At 65.7% G+C, this 18,116-nt stretch carries 12 protein-coding genes, 1 tRNA gene and 1 pseudogene; 6 read left to right on the forward strand and 8 right to left on the reverse strand.

All coding sequences use genetic code 11. The annotated features are described in order from the left end of the window. Nucleotides 1–78 precede the first annotated feature (78 nt). Nucleotides 79–1,236 (forward strand): annotated as a pseudogene (locus tag HRU76_03395) (tyrosine-type recombinase/integrase). A gap of 268 nt (nt 1,237–1,504) precedes the next feature. Here HRU76_03395 and HRU76_03400 read toward each other — a convergent pair. Next, nucleotides 1,505–1,601, reverse strand: a tRNA-Sec gene (locus tag HRU76_03400). A gap of 271 nt (nt 1,602–1,872) precedes the next feature. Between HRU76_03400 and HRU76_03405 the strand changes: the two genes are divergently transcribed. Further along, nucleotides 1,873–2,589 carry a hypothetical protein gene (locus HRU76_03405; protein QOJ16688.1) on the forward strand — a complete coding sequence of 239 codons (717 nt, stop codon included), beginning with the start codon at nt 1,873–1,875 and terminating at the stop codon, nt 2,587–2,589. A 93-nt stretch (nt 2,590–2,682) separates the two neighbouring features. After that, nucleotides 2,683–5,538, forward strand: a complete 2,856-nt coding sequence (locus HRU76_03410; protein ID QOJ16689.1) for a DUF1553 domain-containing protein — start codon at nt 2,683–2,685, stop codon at nt 5,536–5,538. Between the two features lie 171 nt (nt 5,539–5,709). Here HRU76_03410 and ispF read toward each other — a convergent pair whose 3' ends face one another. Both ispF and HRU76_03420 read right to left on the reverse strand, forming a co-directional pair. Then, on the reverse strand, nt 5,710–6,273 hold the full coding sequence (gene ispF / locus HRU76_03415) for a 2-C-methyl-D-erythritol 2,4-cyclodiphosphate synthase (protein ID QOJ16690.1): 564 nt from the start codon (nt 6,271–6,273) through the stop codon (nt 5,710–5,712). After that, a complete protein-coding gene (locus tag HRU76_03420) occupies nt 6,257–6,916 on the reverse strand; it encodes a redox-sensing transcriptional repressor Rex (protein QOJ16691.1) in 660 nt (219 codons plus the stop codon). The genes ispF and HRU76_03420 overlap by 17 nt, the downstream gene beginning before the upstream one ends. A 54-nt stretch (nt 6,917–6,970) precedes the next feature. Between HRU76_03420 and metF the strand changes: the two genes are divergently transcribed. Further along, complete coding sequence (metF, locus tag HRU76_03425; protein QOJ16692.1) at nt 6,971–7,888, forward strand: methylenetetrahydrofolate reductase [NAD(P)H]; 918 nt, start codon at nt 6,971–6,973, stop codon at nt 7,886–7,888. A gap of 16 nt (nt 7,889–7,904) precedes the next feature. Here metF and HRU76_03430 read toward each other — a convergent pair whose 3' ends face one another. After that, complete coding sequence (locus HRU76_03430; protein ID QOJ16693.1) at nt 7,905–9,563, reverse strand: hypothetical protein; 1,659 nt, start codon at nt 9,561–9,563, stop codon at nt 7,905–7,907. 314 nt (nt 9,564–9,877) lie between these two features. On the opposite strand from HRU76_03430, the gene nagB reads away from it, so the two are divergent. Both nagB and HRU76_03440 read left to right on the forward strand, forming a co-directional pair. Then, nucleotides 9,878–11,962, forward strand: coding sequence for a glucosamine-6-phosphate deaminase (nagB, locus tag HRU76_03435; protein ID QOJ16694.1), 2,085 nt, complete (start codon nt 9,878–9,880; stop codon nt 11,960–11,962). A 102-nt stretch (nt 11,963–12,064) separates the two neighbouring features. Then, entirely contained in the window at nt 12,065–13,471 is a 1,407-nt protein-coding gene (locus HRU76_03440; protein ID QOJ16695.1) for a dipeptidase, read from the forward strand. 35 nt (nt 13,472–13,506) lie between these two features. On the opposite strand, the gene HRU76_03445 is transcribed toward HRU76_03440, so the two are convergent. The 4 genes from HRU76_03445 to HRU76_03460 all read right to left on the reverse strand — a co-directional run bounded on the left by HRU76_03445 (nt 13,507) and on the right by HRU76_03460 (nt 18,056). Next, nucleotides 13,507–14,226, reverse strand: coding sequence for a DUF1573 domain-containing protein (locus tag HRU76_03445; GenBank protein QOJ16696.1), 720 nt, complete (start codon nt 14,224–14,226; stop codon nt 13,507–13,509). Beyond that, nucleotides 14,223–15,428: a hypothetical protein gene (locus tag HRU76_03450; protein ID QOJ16697.1), complete on the reverse strand. Its 1,206-nt coding sequence runs from the start codon at nt 15,426–15,428 to the stop codon at nt 14,223–14,225. Before HRU76_03450 ends, HRU76_03445 begins: the two co-directional genes overlap by 4 nt. Before the next feature lie 379 nt (nt 15,429–15,807). Beyond that, the gene (locus HRU76_03455) at nt 15,808–17,268 is read right to left on the reverse strand and encodes a hypothetical protein (GenBank protein ID QOJ16698.1); all 1,461 of its coding nucleotides are present in this window, start codon (nt 17,266–17,268) and stop codon (nt 15,808–15,810) included. 191 nt (nt 17,269–17,459) lie between these two features. Next, on the reverse strand, nt 17,460–18,056 hold the full coding sequence (locus HRU76_03460) for a GNAT family N-acetyltransferase (GenBank protein ID QOJ16699.1): 597 nt from the start codon (nt 18,054–18,056) through the stop codon (nt 17,460–17,462). Nucleotides 18,057–18,116: the final 60 nt, after the last annotated feature.

Raw genomic sequence — 18,116 nt, forward strand, 5'->3', positions numbered from 1 at the left:
GGACGACAGACCACATCTTGATCTTCTTCTTTCCGTGCGACAGGTGGCGAAGTCATTGGGTATCTGCGCCCGGGGGGTATGGCGGCTGGTTGCGCAGTGCAAGTTTTCGAAGCCGGTCTACGTCGGTCGGTGCGCGCGATGGCCGCAATCCGAGGTCACGGCGTACATCGAGCGATTGAAGGAGGAGCGTCGATCATGATCGAGTACGTCTACGTTCCCAGGCGGCGCGGCAAGCGGGCGTCGAGATCGCGTGAGAACTACCGCGGTCGATTCAAGCTGCCCGGCATGGTGAAGCTGGATGACGTCGCGCTGCATACGACGGATCGGCGGATCGCCGAGGCCCGTCTGCGGGAGATCGTGGTCGAGAAAGAACGCGAGCTGGCGGGCATTCTCGCCCCCAGAGTCCAACGCGATGCCGCCGCACGTCCGCTGGTGGATCACCTGGATGACTTCATCGCGGACGTGAAGGCGCGCAGGCGCTCGAAGGAGTACTTCGAGCCCGTCAAGTGGCGCATCCGGCGGCTGATGAAGGAGTGCGGCTGGTCTCTGCTTCGGGATGTCTCGGCCGAGTCCTTCATCGCCTGGCGAAGCCGCCAGGGCGACACGATGAGCGCCAAGACCCTCAACGAGTACCTGAGCGCGGCGCGTGGGCTTCTTGGTTGGCTGCACCGACAGGGGAAGATCGCGGGCAATCCGTTGACGTCGGTCGAGCGGGTTCAGACCGCGGGACGTGAGCGCCGGAAACGTCGCGCCCTGACGGTGGATGAATGCGTGCGGCTGCTCGCCGTGGCTGGCCCCCGTCGCACGGCATACCTGGCGGCGCTTGTGACCGGCCTGCGCCGGAGCGAGTTGGAGGCGCTGGAGTGGGGCGATGTGCATCTGGACTCGCCGTCGCCATTCCTCGATGTCCGTGCATCGACGACGAAGAACGCCAGGCGGGCGGCCATCGCCATTCGCGATGATCTGGCGGAAGCGCTGCGAGCCATCAGGCCCGCCGATGCCGCTTCGTCCGATCGTGTATTCCCGCGCGGCGTGCCTTCCGTGGCGGAACTGCACGCCGACTGCACGGCGGCGGAGATTCCGATTCAGGATGGTGATCGGGGGTCGGTGGATTTCCACGCCTTGCGCCACACCTTCGGCACGAACCTGAGCCGGGCCAAGGTCGGACCTCGGGTGGCGATGGCCGCCATGCGTCACAGCGACATGAAGCTGACGATGCGGACGTACACCGATGCCGACCTGCTGCCGGTGACGGATGCAATCGAGCGGCTGCCTCGGTTCGACGCGATGATCGATTCGGAGCTGCGGGCAACCGGGACGGACGGGGCTGACGCGCCCGAAATGCGCTCACAAATGCGCTCACTTCCGAGGGTCGCGGGTGGTCGTTGGATGTCGCCGACTGACGCTGACGCTTCACTGTCGAACAGCGCGAAAGTGCCTGAAAACAGGCACCAAACGCACGCGAAGTCATCGAGTGACGCGATCCGTCACAACGCCCCGTCAACGGGAGTGGATGGGAATCGAACCCACCCGGGACCGGCTGAACCAGCCCCACACCGGGTTTGAAGCCCGTGGCCGCCACCAGGCGTGCTGACACTCCCGCGGAGAGTGTAGCGGAATGGTTTCAAACCGTGGGATGCTGGTCACGCCGCGTTCCAACGGCTGACGCCATCCGGTACCATGTCGTCGCGCGACGCCCGGGACGCAGAGACTGGCGGCGTCGCCCGTCGATGGACCGCTTCGCCGGCATTCCGAGGGTGAAGCTGGTTCTTGGGTCTCGAATCGACTTCTCTGTCAGTGATGACGCACCGGCGCCTGCGTGCCAACCCATCTCCACAGCGATTTCTTCCAACCACCCACAAGGAGCCGCACATGCCCGCCATGACCCTCGAAGCCCGCATCGATCGCCTGGAGCGCCAGAATCGTTCCCTCAGAGCCGGTCTCGGCGTGGCGGGGTTGGCCTTGCTGGTCGGCGGGCTGCTGGGTCTTGCCCGCCAGCCGCAGCCGGCGCCGGATGTGATCAAGGCCAGGGCGTTCCACCTGGTGAGAGAGGATGGCACGATCCTGCTGAAGCTCGAAGACACCTACGGCCGCAACGAGGGAGTCTCCGGCACCATCACTGTGTTCAACGGCAAGGAGAACCCGGTCTTTCGGGTCGGGGCCACACCCGGCGGGCATGGCACCGCCAAGACCTTCAACCGCGACGGCGGAATGATCATCAACCTTACCGCCACCGCGGACGGCGAGGGCTATCTGGCCACGGTCAACGGCAAGGATGAGGAACTGGTCGCTCTGGGCGTGGCCGAGGGCGGCGAAGGCGTCGTCACCACCTACAACGGCGAAGGAAAGGAACTCGCCGAGATCGGCGTCTCGACCGGGGGTCACGGGCTCTTCAAGACCATGAACAAGGACGGCAAGACGATCGTGCGTCTGGGCGTCACCACCGGCGGGTTTGGTCTGCTCACGACCTTCAACGACAACGAAAAGGAACTGGTCAAGCTGGGCGTCACCGAGAACGGCGAGGGCCAGGTCGAGGTCTTCGACCCCGTGGGTATGAAGAAGACGAAGCGGATCAACGCGGGGGACTGAGCCATTTCCGGCGGCCATGTCGCCCTGTTCACCTGAGGTTCGAATGAGCGGATTGCGGTGTGCGCGGCCGCCATCGTGCGGTATGCTGTAAGCGTGAGACGCACGCTTCATTTCATCACGTTGGGCAGCGCGGCCGCGCTGGCTCTCGGGTTCGGATTGGCGGTCGCGCCGGCAGGTTCGCCCGGGGAGAGCCGCGACGGTGGCTGGTGGTCGTATCGACCGCTCACCCGGCCGGACGTGCCCACTGTCAACGATGACGCCTGGGTCGCCAACCCCATCGACGCGTTCATTCTGTCGCGGATCGAGCAGCAGGGCCTGTCACCCGCGGCTGAGGCGGACAAGGTCACCCTCATTCGCCGGGCGTACTACGACCTGCTGGGTCTGCCGCCGACGCCGGAGGAAGTGGCCGCCTTCGTGGCGGACGATGCACCGGACGCATGGGAGCGACTCATCGACCGGCTGCTTGAGTCGCCTCATTACGGCGAAAAGTGGGGACGTCACTGGCTCGACATCGTGCGCTACGCCGAGACGGATTCCTTCGAACGCGACCGGCCCAAGCCCATGGCGTGGAAGTACCGCGACTACGTGGTGCGGGCCTTCAACTCCGACAAGCCGTATGACCGCTTCATCATCGAGCAGCTCGCGGGCGATGAACTGCCCGACGCCACCGTGGACACCCTGACCGCCACCGGGTACTACCGGCTGGGTATCTGGGACGATGAGCCCACGGACGTCAAGCAGGCGCAGTACGACGACCTCGATGGCGTCATCTCCACCACGGCGCAGGCGATGCTGGGCATGACCATCGGCTGCGCCCGCTGCCACGATCACAAGAAAGATCCGATCCCCCAGCGCGACTACTACCGCTTCCTGGCGTTCTTCGAGAACATCAAGCCGTACAAGGTCAACCCCGGCAACAGCGTGAACCCGGAGAACTACCTGCGCAGCGTGCCGGTGGACCTGGGCAGTTCGGAGTTTCACCATCGACTGGTGGACTACGCGCAGCGGCGCGATCGGCTGGTGTCGCGGCTGGAGGAGATTCGCGCCAACACGCTGGCCGCGGAGGCGAAGAGCCCTCACCCCGGGCATCTCCCAGGTGGAGCGGGCGACGCCGCGGCTGGTCCCGTCGTTCATCTTTCGTTTGATGAGACAGACGATGCCCGATTCCGCCATGCCATGACGGCCATGCAGGCGGAGATGCGGGGTACCGCAGTCGCCGCCGATGGTCGCCACGGAGCAGCGCGAACGTTTGACGGGCGGCGCGATTTCATCCGCATCGTCCGTCCGGTGCAGGATGACTTCACCATCGCCTTCTGGCTGCGCACCACCGGCACGGGACCGGGCGGCAATGACTATCGCTGGTTCCTCGGCGCGGGGCTGGTGGATGGCGAGGTGCGCGGCATCGTGCGCGACTTCGGCGTCTCGTATCACTCCGATGGGCGCATCACCGCGGGAACGGGCGAGCCGGAGACGTTCATTCATTCCCCGCCCGGCTACAACGACGGGCTGTGGCATCACGTGGCCTTCACGCGCGAGCGTTCGAGCGGCCTGATCCGGCTGTTCGTGGACGGCGAGCCGGTGGCGCAGGCGAAGGGCTCGACCAGGCCGCTTGACGCCCCGGCGCATCTCGACATCGGACGCATGATGCCGGGCTACAACCACTTCCGGGGCGATCTGGACGATGTGCGCCTCTATGCGCGGGCGCTCAGCGAGCACGAGATCCTGTCGCTGACGTACGGCGAGGGGTTCTCTCCCGCCTTCGCCGATCGCGTTCGAGCCGCCCTGGGCGAGGAGGAGCACCGCCGCTACCAGGAAGTGCTGACCGACCTGCGCGGGCTGCGCAAGCCGGTGCGAGAGACGACCGAGGTGCTCTGCGTCATGGAGCAGGGGGCGAACCCGCCCGATTCATTCGTGCGTCAGCGCGGCAACGTGCATTCGATCGGCGAGAAGGTCACGCCCGGCTACCCGTCGATCCTCGGCTTCCCCGACCCCCCTACTCCCCCCGCGACATCCTCCACCGCCGCCCCCCCGCGTCCCATCGATACGCGGCCCGACAGCGCGGAAACATCAGGCCGCCGCCTGACCCTGGCGCGGTGGATCGCCAGCCCGGAAAACCCGCTCACGGCCCGCGTGATGGCCAACCGGCTGTGGCAGCATCACTTCGGCCGGGGCATCGTGCGCACGCCCAACGACTTCGGGCGGCTGGGTGAGGCGCCCACGCACCCGGAGCTCCTCGACTGGCTGGCGAGCGAGTTCACCGCCCGCCAGTGGTCGATCAAGTCGATGCACCGGCTCATCATGACGTCAAGCGCCTACCGCATGTCGTCGCGCGGCGACGCAAGGGCGATTGAAGCCGACCCCGAGAACAACCTCTTCACGCGCTTCAACATGCGGCGGCTGACCGCGGAGGAACTGCGCGACTCGGTGCTGGCGATGAGCGGCACGCTCAACCTCGAAATGGGCGGCCCCAGCGTTTACCCGCCCATGCCGCGCGAGGTGCTCCAGACGGCCTCGCGCCCCGACCAGGCGTGGGGACGCTCCGATCCGCGGCAGGCCGCCCGGCGCACCATCTACATCCACATCAAGCGATCGCTGCTCATGCCGCTGCTCGTCAGCTTCGATATGGCGGATACCGACAACTCCTGCGACGTGCGATTCGTCACGACACAGCCCACGCAGGCGCTCACCCTGCTCAACGGCGAGTTCATGCAGGAGCAGGCGGAACTGTTCGCCCGGCGGCTGGAGCGCGAGGCGGGCGGAGACCACGCCGCGCAGATCCGTCACGCCTTCCGGCTGCTCACCAGCCGCGACCCGCACCCGGATGATCTGCGCGAATGCCTGTCGCTGCTTGACGAACTGCAGACGGTCGATGCCCAGACACCCGAGCAGGCGATGAAGTATCTCGCCCTGATGCTGCTGAACCTGAACGAGTTCGTGTACCTGGACTAGGTTCACCACCGGGGACGTGAACGAAGCACGGAGCGGGCGCGGATGAACTCGCCTGTCGCCCGCGCTGCTCCTGTCGGACATCGTGATCATTCACGCGGGCTGATATCGAACGACTTCAACAACACCACCAGTCCACTGGTCGGCTGTTTCCTCACCGAGTCGCAACGCTCCTCATCCTCCGTGTCGCCGCGTGTCACCCTGTGTTGACCCCAAGCGGATCAACAGCGCGGCGACATGCACCTCCACCGCCCGGCCTTCCCCCACCGCGTCCACCTGCTCGTGCGTCTTGCCCTTGACGTTGAGGCGTGATCGATCGCATCCGATCAGCGCGGCCAGGTTCTCCACGATGGCGTCGCGACGAGGGCCGATCTTCGGCTTCTCGCAGATCACCGTGGCGTCGAGGTTGCCCAGTTCGTACGCCGCCGCTCGCATGCGGCGAACCGCCTCGCGCAGGAAGTCCGCCGAGTCGCGTCCCGCGTTGACAGGGTCGTTGTCGGGAAAGAGCCGTCCGATGTCCGGCTCGCCCAAGGCGCCCAGAATGGCGTCGGTAATCGCGTGAAGCAGGGCGTCACCGTCGGAGTGCGCTGCCGGACCGGTCGGATGATCGGGAAACGCCACGCCGCCCAGCACAAACGGGCGGCCTCGTCCCCGGGGAGCCGTCGGCTCCAGCCGATGCAGGTCATACCCATGTCCCACGCGGAATGGCGGCGCGGCGCGATCAGTCATCGTCTTCATCCAGCGAACCCAGCAGACCCAGCGACACCTGGAAGGCCAGCTGCTCAAGCGACAGCGCCAGATCGACGCTGGAGATGCTCACCGCCTGATGCACGTCCAGCCGACGCGGCGCGAAGTTGAGAATGCCGCGAACCCCGGCGGCGATGAGACGGTCTGCCACCTCCTGCGCCCGGTCGGCGGGCACGGCGATCATGGCCAGCCGGATGTCGCGCTCCTTCACCAGCATGGCCAGATCCGACATGGGCCGAATTCGGTGATTCTCGAGCCACTGACCGACGAGATCGGGGTTCTGGTCGAACACGGCCACGATGTCGAAGCCGCGCTGCTGCCACCCGCCATAGGCCATCAGGGCGCGTCCGAGGTTTCCGGCGCCGATCAGCGCCGTGTTCCACGTGCGATCCGTGCCCAGAATCTTCCGCAGGCGATCCACCAGGTTGGTCACGTCGTACCCGATGCCGGGGTGCCCGAACTGTCCGAAATAGGCCAGGTCCTTGCGCACCTGAGCATCGGTGAGACCCAGGGCATCGCCCAGTTGCCGACTGCTGATGGTCGGCTGCTTCTGCTCCACCCGATGCTCGAGCTCGCGCAGGTACAACGACAGGCGCTTGACGGTCGGCTTGGGAACTTTGGCGCGGTAACTCATGCGGGGTCGATTCAGGGCGGCGTCGAATCACGCGGCGGGACGTATCATACCGAAATGCACATCGCCGACATCTTCGCGAGGCATCGCACGACGATCAGTTTCGAGTTCTTCCCCCCCGCCACCGAGGACGGGTGGGAGGCGCTGTTCGGCCGCATCGCGGATTTCGAGGCCCTGGCTCCCTCTTTCGTGTCGGTGACGTATGGTGCGGGCGGCTCAACGCGCCAGCGGACGCACGACCTGGTCGTCCGGCTGCGGCGTGAGACGACGCTCGACCCGATCCCGCACCTCACCTGCGTCTGCCACGCGCCGGCCGACGTGGACGCCATCCTGGCCCGGCACGCCGAGGCGGGCATCAGCAACATCCTCGCCCTTCGCGGCGATCCGCCGCGCGACCGGCCCGACTATCGCCATGACACCGCCGATTTTCGTCACGCCGCCGACCTGGTGCGTCATATCCGGCTCTTCAACGAATCTGGCCGTCACCCCGACCGGCGCGGGTTCGGCATCGGCGTGGCGGGCTTCCCGGAGGGGCACCCCGATACCCCCAACCGGCTCCGCGAAATGGACTTTCTCAAGGCCAAGGTCGACGCCGGGGCGGACTACATCGTCACGCAACTCTTCTTCGACAACCGCGCGTTCTTCGACTGGCGCGAGCGCTGCGAACTGGCGGGCATCACGGCGCCGCTCATCGCGGGCATCATGCCCATCACCTCCATCGCGGGCATGAAGCGCATGGCGGACCTGGCGGGCGGCGCCAACTTCCCGGCGCGGCTTCAGAAGATGCTCCTCCGCGCCCAGGACGATCCCGACGCCGTCGAGCGCGTCGGCGTCCACTGGGCCACCGAGCAATGCCGCGACCTGCTGGACGAAGGCGTGCGCGGCATTCACTTCTACACGCTCAACAGGTCCAGCGCCACCAAGCGCATCTACGAGACGCTGGGCGTGAAGGATTCCAGCGCGTTGACCCGGTAGTCGCACGTCCTCATCGTCATGTGCCATCCGGTCCGCGCCCGCCCCCGCCGCGACGACGACGCCTGCGACGGCGGCGCGGACCGCCTTGTCGCCCTTCTCCGGCGCCGGAACCGCCCCCATCTTCGACGCCGGGGTCACCGCCGCCCTCCGGCGCGGCCGGGCGATCCGATCCGACGCCCGAGTCAGGACCGGCCGTCATGCCTCGCTCCCCATCAGGGCGTTCGCCCCGCCCGCGACGGCGACGGCGACGCCCGCGCTCCCGGCGTCGCTGGACGCCTTCGCCCGACGCGGCGGCGCCGTCCTCCAACCGATGGTCCGCGGGCTGATCGACCTCGGGTTGTCGAGCGGACACTGTCTCGTCCGAACGGAGCGCATCCTCGGGTGATGACTCGGAAGGCGATGTCGGCTGTTCCCGCTCAAGCCGCTGGCTCCGCTGGCGGTAACGATCCTGCCGGTCGGCTCGGGACGGTCGCGGCTCCCCGCCTCGCGCCTCACCGCCATCCGGCCGCGCGGCGCCCCGATCATCGCGCGGGCCGCGATCGCGTCGTCGATCATCGCCGCGACGGGAGCGTTCCTCGCCGCCTCGACGCTCTCCGGCGCTGCTCCCGGAGACCCGTTCCTCCACCTCGTCCTCGGTCATGCCGCGAAGTGGATCCTCGGGTTCGACGCGGGCGAAGCGCCTCGCCCCGCCCTCACTGGGCCGCGGGCAAGTCTCGGGATCAGAGAGCTCCTCCACCGGCACGGCGATCTCCTCGCCGTTGTGCTCCAGTTGCACAAGCACCAGTTGCGCGAGAATCTTGGAATCCAGCACGATTCCCGGGCCTTCGGGCGTTCCCACGCGCGTCTTGCGATGCGGCAGGTTCTTCTTCAACTGCTGATAGGTCTGGTCCTCGTAGCGCAGGCAGCACATGAGCCGCCCGCACCGGCCGGAGATCTTGAGCGGGTCGAGCGTGGCCTTCTGCATCTTGGCGGCCCGCATCGAGATGGGCTTGAGCACCTTCAGGAAGTTCTTGCAGCAACAGTGCTGGCCGCAGCGTTCGTAGTCCGCCACGAGCCGGGCTTCGTCGCGGGCGCCGACCTGCCGCATCTCGATGCGCGTGCCGTACCGGGCCGCCAGTTCCTTCACCAGGTCGCGGAAGTCGACGCGCTCCTCGGACATGTAGTAGACGGTGAGGATCTCCTCGCCGAGGATCGGCTCCACATCCACGACCTTCATCTGAACGTCCAACCCGCGCTCCCGCACCAGTTGCTTGATCTCCTTGACCCACTGCGGCCTCTTGGCTTCCAGTGCGCCGGCGCGGTTGAGGTCATCGATGGTGGCGACGCGCAGGATCAACCCGTTCGTGTGAAAGGGGAAATCCCGTCCGCCCGAGTTCTCGATGTACTCCAGCATCTCCCGCCGCGTGATCGATTTGGAGCAGCCCGAGTTCTCACAGGTGGTGGTGAGCATTTCCACCAGTTCGGTGCCGCGGTGGGTGCGGGCGACCAGTTTGGTGCCGCACCCCGGCTTCACGCCGCCCTCGTAACGGAACTCGGCGATCATCTTCATCGCGCCGAACTTGACCACCAGCGACTTGGGAACCTCCAGCCGCTCGTAAATCTCCCGGTCGGTCATGGCGTCGCGGCGCGCGGGGTCGGCGTCGGCTTCAAAAACAGGCAATGGATGAATGGCCATGGGGTCTCGTGCGCGAAACGCACATGCTTCGCCAGCGGATCAGGCGCGCATCGTGCGGAATGATGTCGTCAGGGGGGGTTTCATGCCCGTCGCCCGCCTGACACGGGCGCCGGTTCCAGACGCGGACGAGATGGCGGAGTATAGGGCATGAAGGCGGCGCCAGCCCCCGCACGCGCGGGGGTGGACCAGTCGGACGATGACGTCCGAACCCGCAACGAGATGGCAGCGGACGACGTCGCATCGGGAGCAGCGGAACCGGGCGATTGGCGGCTCGGCGGGTCGGGACTCGACCGTCGCCGCGCCAATAATCGCACATGACGCCTGACTACCTCACCCAGCGCGAGCGCATTCCCGTCACCGTTCTGCACGAGCCGCACGAGGTGTCGGCCACGGTGGCGCGGGAAATTGCCGCGCTCATCCGCGCCCGGCAAGCGGAGAACCGCCCCTGCGTGCTCGGGCTGGCCACGGGGTCCACGCCCGTCACCGTGTACAACGAACTCGTCCGCATGCACCGCGAGGAGGGGCTCTCCTTCCGCAACGTCGTCACGTTCAACCTGGACGAGTACTACCCCATGCAGCCGCATGAGCTGCAGAGCTACCGGCGGTTCATGCAGGAGCACCTGTTCGACCACGTGGACATCGACCCGGCCAACATTCACATTCCCGATGGCACGGTTCCAATCGAGCACGTCTTCGCCTTCTGCGAGCAGTATGAGCGGTCGATCGAGCAGCATGGCGGCGTCGATCTGCAGCTGCTGGGCATCGGGCGCACCGGGCACATCGGCTTCAACGAGCCCGGCTCGGCCCGCGACAGCCGTACGCGGTTGATCACGCTCGACCGCATCACGCGGATGGACGCAGCCAGCGACTTCTTCGGCGAGGAGAGCGTGCCCCGTCGGGCCATCACCATGGGCGTAGGCACGATTCTCAAGGCCCGGCGGATCGTGCTGATCGCCTTCGGCGAGCACAAGGCCCCGGTGATCGCGCAGGCGGTGGAGGGCGACGTGTCGCCGTCCGTCTCGGCCAGTTACCTGCAGCATCATCCGGACGCGCGCATTTACCTGGACGAGGCCGCCGCCGCATCACTCACGCGCTGTCGCTGCCCGTGGGTGCTGGGGCCGATGGAGTGGAGCGACGCCCTCATCCGCAAGGCGGTGCTCTGGCTGGCGCAGACTACGGGCAAGCCCATTCTCAAGCTCACGGACGAGGATTACAACGAGCATCACCTGCAGGATCTGCTCGCCGAGTCGGGCGACGCCTACGACATCAACCTGCGCATCTTCCGCGAGATGCACCGCACCATCACCGGCTGGCCGGGGGGCAAACCGCGCACGGCCAAGCAGCCGGGCGACTTGGACCGCCCGCGCGACGCGATCTTTCCCAAGCGCGTGCTGATCTTCTCGCCTCACCCGGATGATGATGTCATCTCGATGGGCGGCACGCTCATCCGGCTGGTGGATCAGGGTCACGAGGTCCACGTGGCCTACCAGACTTCAGGCAACATCGCGGTCTTCGACCACGACGCCATCCGCTTCGCCGACTTCGCCACAGACTTCAACCAGCTTTTCGGCATCGACCACCAGCGGGCGGCGGAGATCGAGCGTCACATCGAGCAGTTTCTCAAGAACAAGACGCCGGGCCAGGTGGATTCGCCCGAGGTGCAGGCCCTGAAGGGATTGATCCGGCGGGGCGAAGCCCGCGCCGCCTGCCGATCGTGCGGCGTGCCGGATGCCAACCTGCACTTCCTCGACATGCCGTTCTACGAGACGGGGCGCGTGCGCAAGAAGCCGCTGTCGGAGCAGGACGTTCAGATCATCGTGGACCTGCTGGAAAAGATTCAACCCCACCAGGTGTACGCGGCGGGCGACCTGTCCGACCCGCACGGCACGCACCGGGTGTGCCTGAGTGCGATCATGCAGGCGCTGGAGCGGATCAGCGCGGGCAGCGCCTCGGCGAGCCGTGAGGTGTCAGCGAGCCGCGACCGTGAGGGAGCGGACGTCACCAGCGCCCCAGTGAGCCGCGACCGTGAGGGAGCGGGCTTCTCCTGGTTCCGCGACTGCGAAGTGTGGCTCTACCGCGGGGCGTGGCAGGAATGGGAGCCGGAGAAGATCCAGATGGCCGTGCCGCTCAGCCCGCAGGAGCTGCGGCGGAAGATCAACGCCATCTTCAAGCACCAGTCGCAGAAGGACAAGGCCCTCTTCCCCGGCACGGATCAGCGCGAGTTCTGGCAGCGGGCCGAGCAGCGCAACCGCGCCACCGCGAAGCTCTACGACTCACTCGGGCTGGCGGAGTACGAGGCCATCGAGGCGTTCGTGCGGTACGAGATGGCGGAAATCGACCGCACGCAAAGAACGCTGGAAGGGCATGGTTCATCGCTGTCCGCAACGAACACGCGATGACTTGCGCGCCTGTCCGCAACAACTCCGGCGCCTGATTCACGTTCGGCGCGGTTGTCACACCCCTATGATCGCGTCACGCACCGTGACCGTCAGGATGCCATCATGCCCACCCACGACCTCACCAGAGTCCTCGCCCACATCGACGCCGACTTCGATGCCGCCGTCACTCGCCTGAGCGACCTGCTGCGCATCCCCTCCGTCAGCACCGACAGCAAGCACAACGCCGACACCCGGCGCTGCGCCGAGCACGTGGCGGCGGACCTGCGCTCGATCGGTTTCGACGCCAAGCCCTACCCCACGCAGGGGCACCCCATGGTCGTCGGGCATTACCCGGGGCCCAAGGGCTACGCCGGGCCGCACCTGCTGTACTACGGCCACTACGACGTACAGCCGCCCGACCCGCTGAATCTGTGGACCAGCCCGCCCTTCGAGCCCACTATCGTCGATGGGCCGCACGGCAAGCGCATCGTGGCCCGCGGCGCGGTCGATGACAAAGGCCAGGTGATGCTCTTCATCGAGGCCTTCCGCGCGTGGAAGAAAACTCACGGCGAACTGCCCGCCAGGATCACCGTGCTTATCGAGGGCGAGGAGGAATCCGGCAGCAAGTCGCTCGACCCGTTCCTCATACAGCACAAGGACATGCTCACCGCCGACGTGTGCATCGTCTCCGACACCGGCATGTGGGATGTGGATACGCCCGCCATCACCACGCGCCTGCGCGGGCTGGTGTACGTGGAAGTGACGCTCCACGGCCCCGCCATGGATCTGCACTCGGGCATGTACGGCGGCGCGGTCGCCAACCCCTGCAACGACCTCTGCCGCATTCTCGGCCAGCTCATCAACAGCGACGGCGTCATCCAGATCCCCGGCTTTTACGACGACGTGGAGGAACTGACGCCCCAGCAGCGGAAGCAGTGGGAATCGCTGGAGTTCGATGAGGTGGAGTTCCTCGGCGGCGCGGGGCTCAAGACGCCGCGCGGCGAGAAGGGCCGCACCACGCTCGAACGCGTCTGGTCGCGCCCCACCTGCGACATCAACGGGCTGTACGGCGGATACACCGGCGAAGGGGCCAAGACGGTGATCGCCTCCAAGGCCACGGCCAAACTCTCGTGCCGCCTGGTGCCCTCGATGGACCCGAAGAAGGTGTACGACGGCATCAAGGCGTTCCTGGAAGCCCGCACGCCGCCCGACTGCCGCTGGGAGATTCACCCGCACGGCATGAGCCCGGCGATCCGCGTGCCGGGCGATTCGCCGTTCGTCAAGGCCGCCGCCCGCGGGCTGGGCAGGGTGTACACGAATGAGACAAAACTGATCGGCACGGGCGGGTCGATCCCGCTGGTGGGCTCGATCCAGCGGATTCTCGGCTTCGATTCACTGCTGGTGGGCTTCGGTCTGGACGACGACCGCGTACATTCGCCCAACGAGAAGTTCGAGCTGACCTGCTACCAGCGCGGCATCAAAAGCCACGCGGCGATGCTGCTGGAGTTTGCGGGGGTGAGGGTTCGATGAGTAACTGGCGCGACGCTCAACGGCGACACGGACCTTCAACGAACACGAACAGGCAGCGTCAAGTGAACGTCGGCGCCTGGAACTTCGAGCATCACGTCGCCTGAACTGTCGCCTTCATGGGCCTCGATCGTCAACTCACACTGCCACCGACTGGACGCAGCCGCTTCTCCGCCCGAGACGCGCATCCATTCGCCGGTTGTGGACGAGTATCCGTTTGGCGTCAGAACTTTCAGTTGCGGGGGCGCGCTCTGACCTGGGCTGCGACTGGAGTACTGGACGGGGATACGGCGCGGCGTGTCGCGCGCGACGACAACTTCATCAATGAGCGCAGTCAGCGCCTCGGGCAGCACGACTCGTGCTTGGAGCGTCAACTGAACGGGCTGTGCGTAGCCGGCGAATCGCATGGCCGCCAGTTGCCCGAACTGCCCCGGCTTGTGAACCGCGATCTTGACATTGACGGTCAGGGACTCCCCCGGCGCGATGCTCTTCGGCTCCGCATCGACACCCACGCATCCGCAGGTGGAAGTCACGCCTTCGACGTGAAGGTACCCGCGCGATGCATTGACGAGCCGGAACGTGTGCTCGTATAACTTTGATTTGTCGCTGAGTACGATCTCGCCAAAATCGTACGACACGTCACCGTCCAGGCGGACCGCCTGCCCTTGAGCGCCGGTCACCCAGCCGACGAGCGCCGCCGCGGAACCCAGGACGCCGACCACAACACAAGTGAGTATCAACGGTCTGGTGCGCATCATACCGCCCCCTCGGCGCGTCGCGCGCCAATGTACCGGAACAACCAGATCACGCCGAGGACCGCAGCCGCGGCCACGATGCCATAGGCGAGCGGGTTCAGCCACGAGCGGAGCGGGCCGGGCGTGGCGGGGGCGGCGATGGGTTGAACCTCGACGACGCGCTCCGCCGATGCGAGGAGTTCGGTCATCCGTTCACCCGGATGCGACAGAATCGGCTCCCGGGTGCGATAGATCACGCCGTCCACGACGAATGTGCCTTCACCGACGACGAACTGAAGCCCAGCGCGTTCATCGCTGACCGGCGTGCCCTTATCGAGCGCCGGCCTGAACATCTCATCGAGCGGCGTCAACGGCTCGATCTTGACCCGTCTGTACCGCTCGACTCGACCGTGCCATTTACCGTCCGGGGGCGTGATGCCGTCACGTGAACTGCCTCCGACGATGACAAATCCCTCGATGGCGCGGCCACCCTGGTCTGGTGGTTCCCAGTCAGTGATGATCCGATCGACTCGCAGCCGTGGCAAACCTTCGGGGTTCTTCGAATCGGTGAAATGTTGGGTGAATCGAAGTAGTCGTTGATGTGCCACATCGAGTTCAACTTCCCAGTATCCGTCAGATTGCGTTGACCCCTTGAACCTCCACGTCAAACGGCCATCGGTTTGTTCGTGAGACATTGGTTCACTCCGCCGGATCATTTCGGCAAGCGACGGGAATTGAAGTCGAACCACGCCCTCCAATTCATTGAGAAGGTAGGCGAATCCTCTCGTGTCCGGTGCTGAATGCATTGCGCCCATGTCTATGGTGCCTGTGCGCCGGCGGACGGCTGCCTGTTCGCCATCCCAGTACTGCTCTAGCTCGTGGCGCCCATCAACCGCAAGAGCCACACGGTACCGTCCTGACGACCACCACACTTCGAGCGAAGCGACCGGATCGAACGCCACGGCCTTGACCAGCGCGTCAAGTTCGTCAGGCGAGGTGGGGGACTTGCGTGAAAACGGAGTCGTGGCACGTTCAATCACCCACGTGGCCATGAATGGGTCACGGCCCATCACCCGGGTCTGGGCATGATGAACAAGGGTGGCGACGCGATCGACCGTCCACCCATCGTCGGGCTCGATGGGCGGATCTTGCGCCCAAAGCGAATCGCCGAAGGAAACGAGAACGCCACCCAAGGCGACTCCGATCAGAAGGCGACGCTGCTTCACACGCCACCTCCACCCGTCGGAAGAGGACAGCTCTGGAAATTACACCGATAGTTCGACACCTCAGCAAAGAGAATGCACTGAAGAGATTGGTTGCAGATACCGAAGTGATAGTAACCACAGTTGATGGTGACGACCTGACAAGTTGTGTTGGGATTCCCCTCGCAGTTCGGGAGCTTCTCCGGTTCCGTGCAGATGAAACAGAGATTCGGATTCTCGGGCGGACCGGGGCACACTCCGACGCTTGGACAGTCAATGGAGTGATACTTGCACAGAGAATGCTGGTACGTCTGTCCCACGGCAACACACGCGGAGACAACCGCTCCGATTGAGGCGGCCACGACGATGTTGAGAGACGTGAAGCGATGGGATCGGAAGAATGTCACTTTGAACCTCCGTTGGCTGTTTGAGTCTCTGCCGTTGGTGGCGTACGCAGTGTGATCTCGATGGATTCGGTTGATGCACCTCCCCATCGATATCCTGAATCATCAAGAAGCGCCTTGTTGGCGAATGCCTCAAAAGGCGCACGATCGCTGTCGACGACCCAATGGCGCAATCGGCTGACTGTCCGGCGCATGGCCGCCCGTCGGGCAGAGTCAACTCGGCCGAGGGACTCCCGGGTCTCATCCTGCACACCCACACTTGCCAGGTTCCCTGCGGCCGTGATTCGCCGCAGTTGCAGTGCAAGGAGCCGCTGCTCCTCCACAAGCGGTCCAGAATCGCGTCGATGCGCCTCAACAATCGCCGCAATCTGCGCCCGAACCTCCGGCGCCTCCATCCCCGGGCGCTCCAGCAGCCACTCGGCCACGCGCTCCGCGGCGTCCACGCGATACGCGGCGGGGAAGTTGACCCGATCCACCGCCGCGGTGAACACCGAGCGCAACTCCGCTTCACGCCCCTCCGGCGAGCCGGATTCGATCACCTGCGCGATCTGGAGCGCGGTTCGCTCGTTGAGGGACCAGTAGCGGTCGAACATGCCCAGCACGCGCCGCTTCAGCGCGTCCGCGGCCGGGCCATCCCCCGAGTCTGATCGGATTTCAAGCGAGCGAATCTCAGGCCACGACCGAGCACGCTCCACCGACATGGCGGCCAGTTCTGCCCGATAGGCCGTCTGCACTTTCCGGAACTCGTCACTATCGCCCACGATTCGGGCGATCTCCGGCTGGGATTCGCTCACCGACTCAAGGACATCCAGGAGGCAGATGCGCGAGCCCAGATCGCGCTGGGGCTGGGCCTCGATGTTGTTCAGCAGCACATCAATGATGAAACGCTCACGGGCCGCCAGAATGGCGCCCCCATCCACCGCCTCAGTCGCCAGCGATGTCACATCATCCAGCAGTTTCATCAGGTCGGCAAGAAACCGCTCGACCGCCGGCGCGTGTTCCTGCTTGTGGAACAGCTGCCGCTGACTGGTGTAATCGGCGGGAAGGAACTCGCCCGGATAGGTCGCCAATGGTTTGCCGTCCGGCCCTTTGCCCCACGGCATGACCAGTTCTTGGTACGCGTTGGTGAGTTTCGCGCTGACCTCCCGCGTCGATTCGCCGTGAAGCCGATACAGGTCCAAGGCGATGGTGCGCCCGTCATCGTTGAGCCGCAGCCGCTCGATGAGCCGCTCCAGATGTCGCGGCGTCACCTGATAGACCAGCCAGTACTTTGGGCCGAGGGGCGGGGCGTTCTTGCGGGCCTCATCCATCCGCCGCTGCATTTCCTGCTGAGCGATCTTCACCCAGGGGTGCTCTTCCTGTTCCTGCCCATCCTGCGCCAGCGCGTGCGGCGACGACACTGCCACGCAAAAAGCAGCAGCCAGCCCGGTGATCGTGAGTTGTCGGATTCCCCAGTTCATACCGGCGCCCCTTCGCCATGTAGTTCAACGGGCAACATATCAGAGATCAGGGGGGTGGCAAGCCCTTTTATGGCATCCCTGCAAAAAAGTTGAGCGTGCCCCCACGACTTCGGGACGTGCATCCGGCCGCCCGACATTCCGAGGAAATGCCAAGTCGCCATGTCGCACAGGTGCTCATTGCATGTGGGTCGTTAATGCCGTTCACACGAGGGATCGAAGACAATCTGGACGAACCTCTCCATAAACACACTCCCCCGCACCGCCCCCGCCGACATCGAGGCATACGGCTCGAACGCCGCGCAGCGGCGGTAGCCGCGGCGTTCGTAGAAGCGAATGGCGGCGTGCTGCTCGGTTCCCGTCTCCAGCCGCACCAGCGGGCGGCCGCAGGCGAGGGCCTCATGCTCCAGCCGGGTGATGATGGCGTCCGCCACGCCGGCGCCGCGCCACGCGGGGCGGACGAACATGCGCTTGAGTTCGGCGAAGCCGTCGAGCAGGGCGATGCCGCCGCAGCCGACGGGTTCGCCACCGTCGCGTCTGCCGGAATCTCCCTCGGAATCCGAACAGGAGACGCCCCCGCCTCCAACAGTCACCCGCGCCACGAAGAACCGGACATTCGGCTGAAAGATCGCCTCCACCGACAGCCCGTGCCGCTGCTCGGGCGGGTAGTTGGCGGCCAGTTCCGATTCCAGCTCGGCGACCAGGGCGCGGACTTCATCCGTCGGCGCGGCGACACGCTCCACTTCGATGGAGAAATGCTGCGGCGTCGTCGTGGCGGGTTTGGCAGTCATGGAGACGCACTCCTTCACTCCGGCGGGTAGCGCAACGATATCGCGCCGCAGCACGGCGGG

The sequence above is a fragment of the Phycisphaeraceae bacterium genome, assembly GCA_015709595.1.
In the GTDB taxonomy this organism is placed as follows: domain Bacteria; phylum Planctomycetota; class Phycisphaerae; order Phycisphaerales; family SM1A02; genus CAADGA01.

What these genes read in the sequence shown, in the direction of transcription:
- ispF (QOJ16690.1), bottom strand. Translation starts at nt 6,273, where the DNA reads ATGAAGACGATGACTGATCGCGCCGCGCCGCCATTCCGCGTGGGACAT.
- HRU76_03445 (QOJ16696.1), bottom strand. Translation starts at nt 14,226, where the DNA reads ATGATGCGCACCAGACCGTTGATACTCACTTGTGTTGTGGTCGGCGTC.
- HRU76_03440 (QOJ16695.1), top strand. Translation starts at nt 12,065, where the DNA reads ATGCCCACCCACGACCTCACCAGAGTCCTCGCCCACATCGACGCCGAC.
- HRU76_03455 (QOJ16698.1), bottom strand. Translation starts at nt 17,268, where the DNA reads ATGAACTGGGGAATCCGACAACTCACGATCACCGGGCTGGCTGCTGCT.
- HRU76_03405 (QOJ16688.1), top strand. Translation starts at nt 1,873, where the DNA reads ATGCCCGCCATGACCCTCGAAGCCCGCATCGATCGCCTGGAGCGCCAG.
- metF (QOJ16692.1), top strand. Translation starts at nt 6,971, where the DNA reads ATGCACATCGCCGACATCTTCGCGAGGCATCGCACGACGATCAGTTTC.
- HRU76_03460 (QOJ16699.1), bottom strand. Translation starts at nt 18,056, where the DNA reads ATGACTGCCAAACCCGCCACGACGACGCCGCAGCATTTCTCCATCGAA.
- nagB (QOJ16694.1), top strand. Translation starts at nt 9,878, where the DNA reads ATGACGCCTGACTACCTCACCCAGCGCGAGCGCATTCCCGTCACCGTT.
- HRU76_03420 (QOJ16691.1), bottom strand. Translation starts at nt 6,916, where the DNA reads ATGAGTTACCGCGCCAAAGTTCCCAAGCCGACCGTCAAGCGCCTGTCG.
- HRU76_03430 (QOJ16693.1), bottom strand. Translation starts at nt 9,563, where the DNA reads ATGGCCATTCATCCATTGCCTGTTTTTGAAGCCGACGCCGACCCCGCG.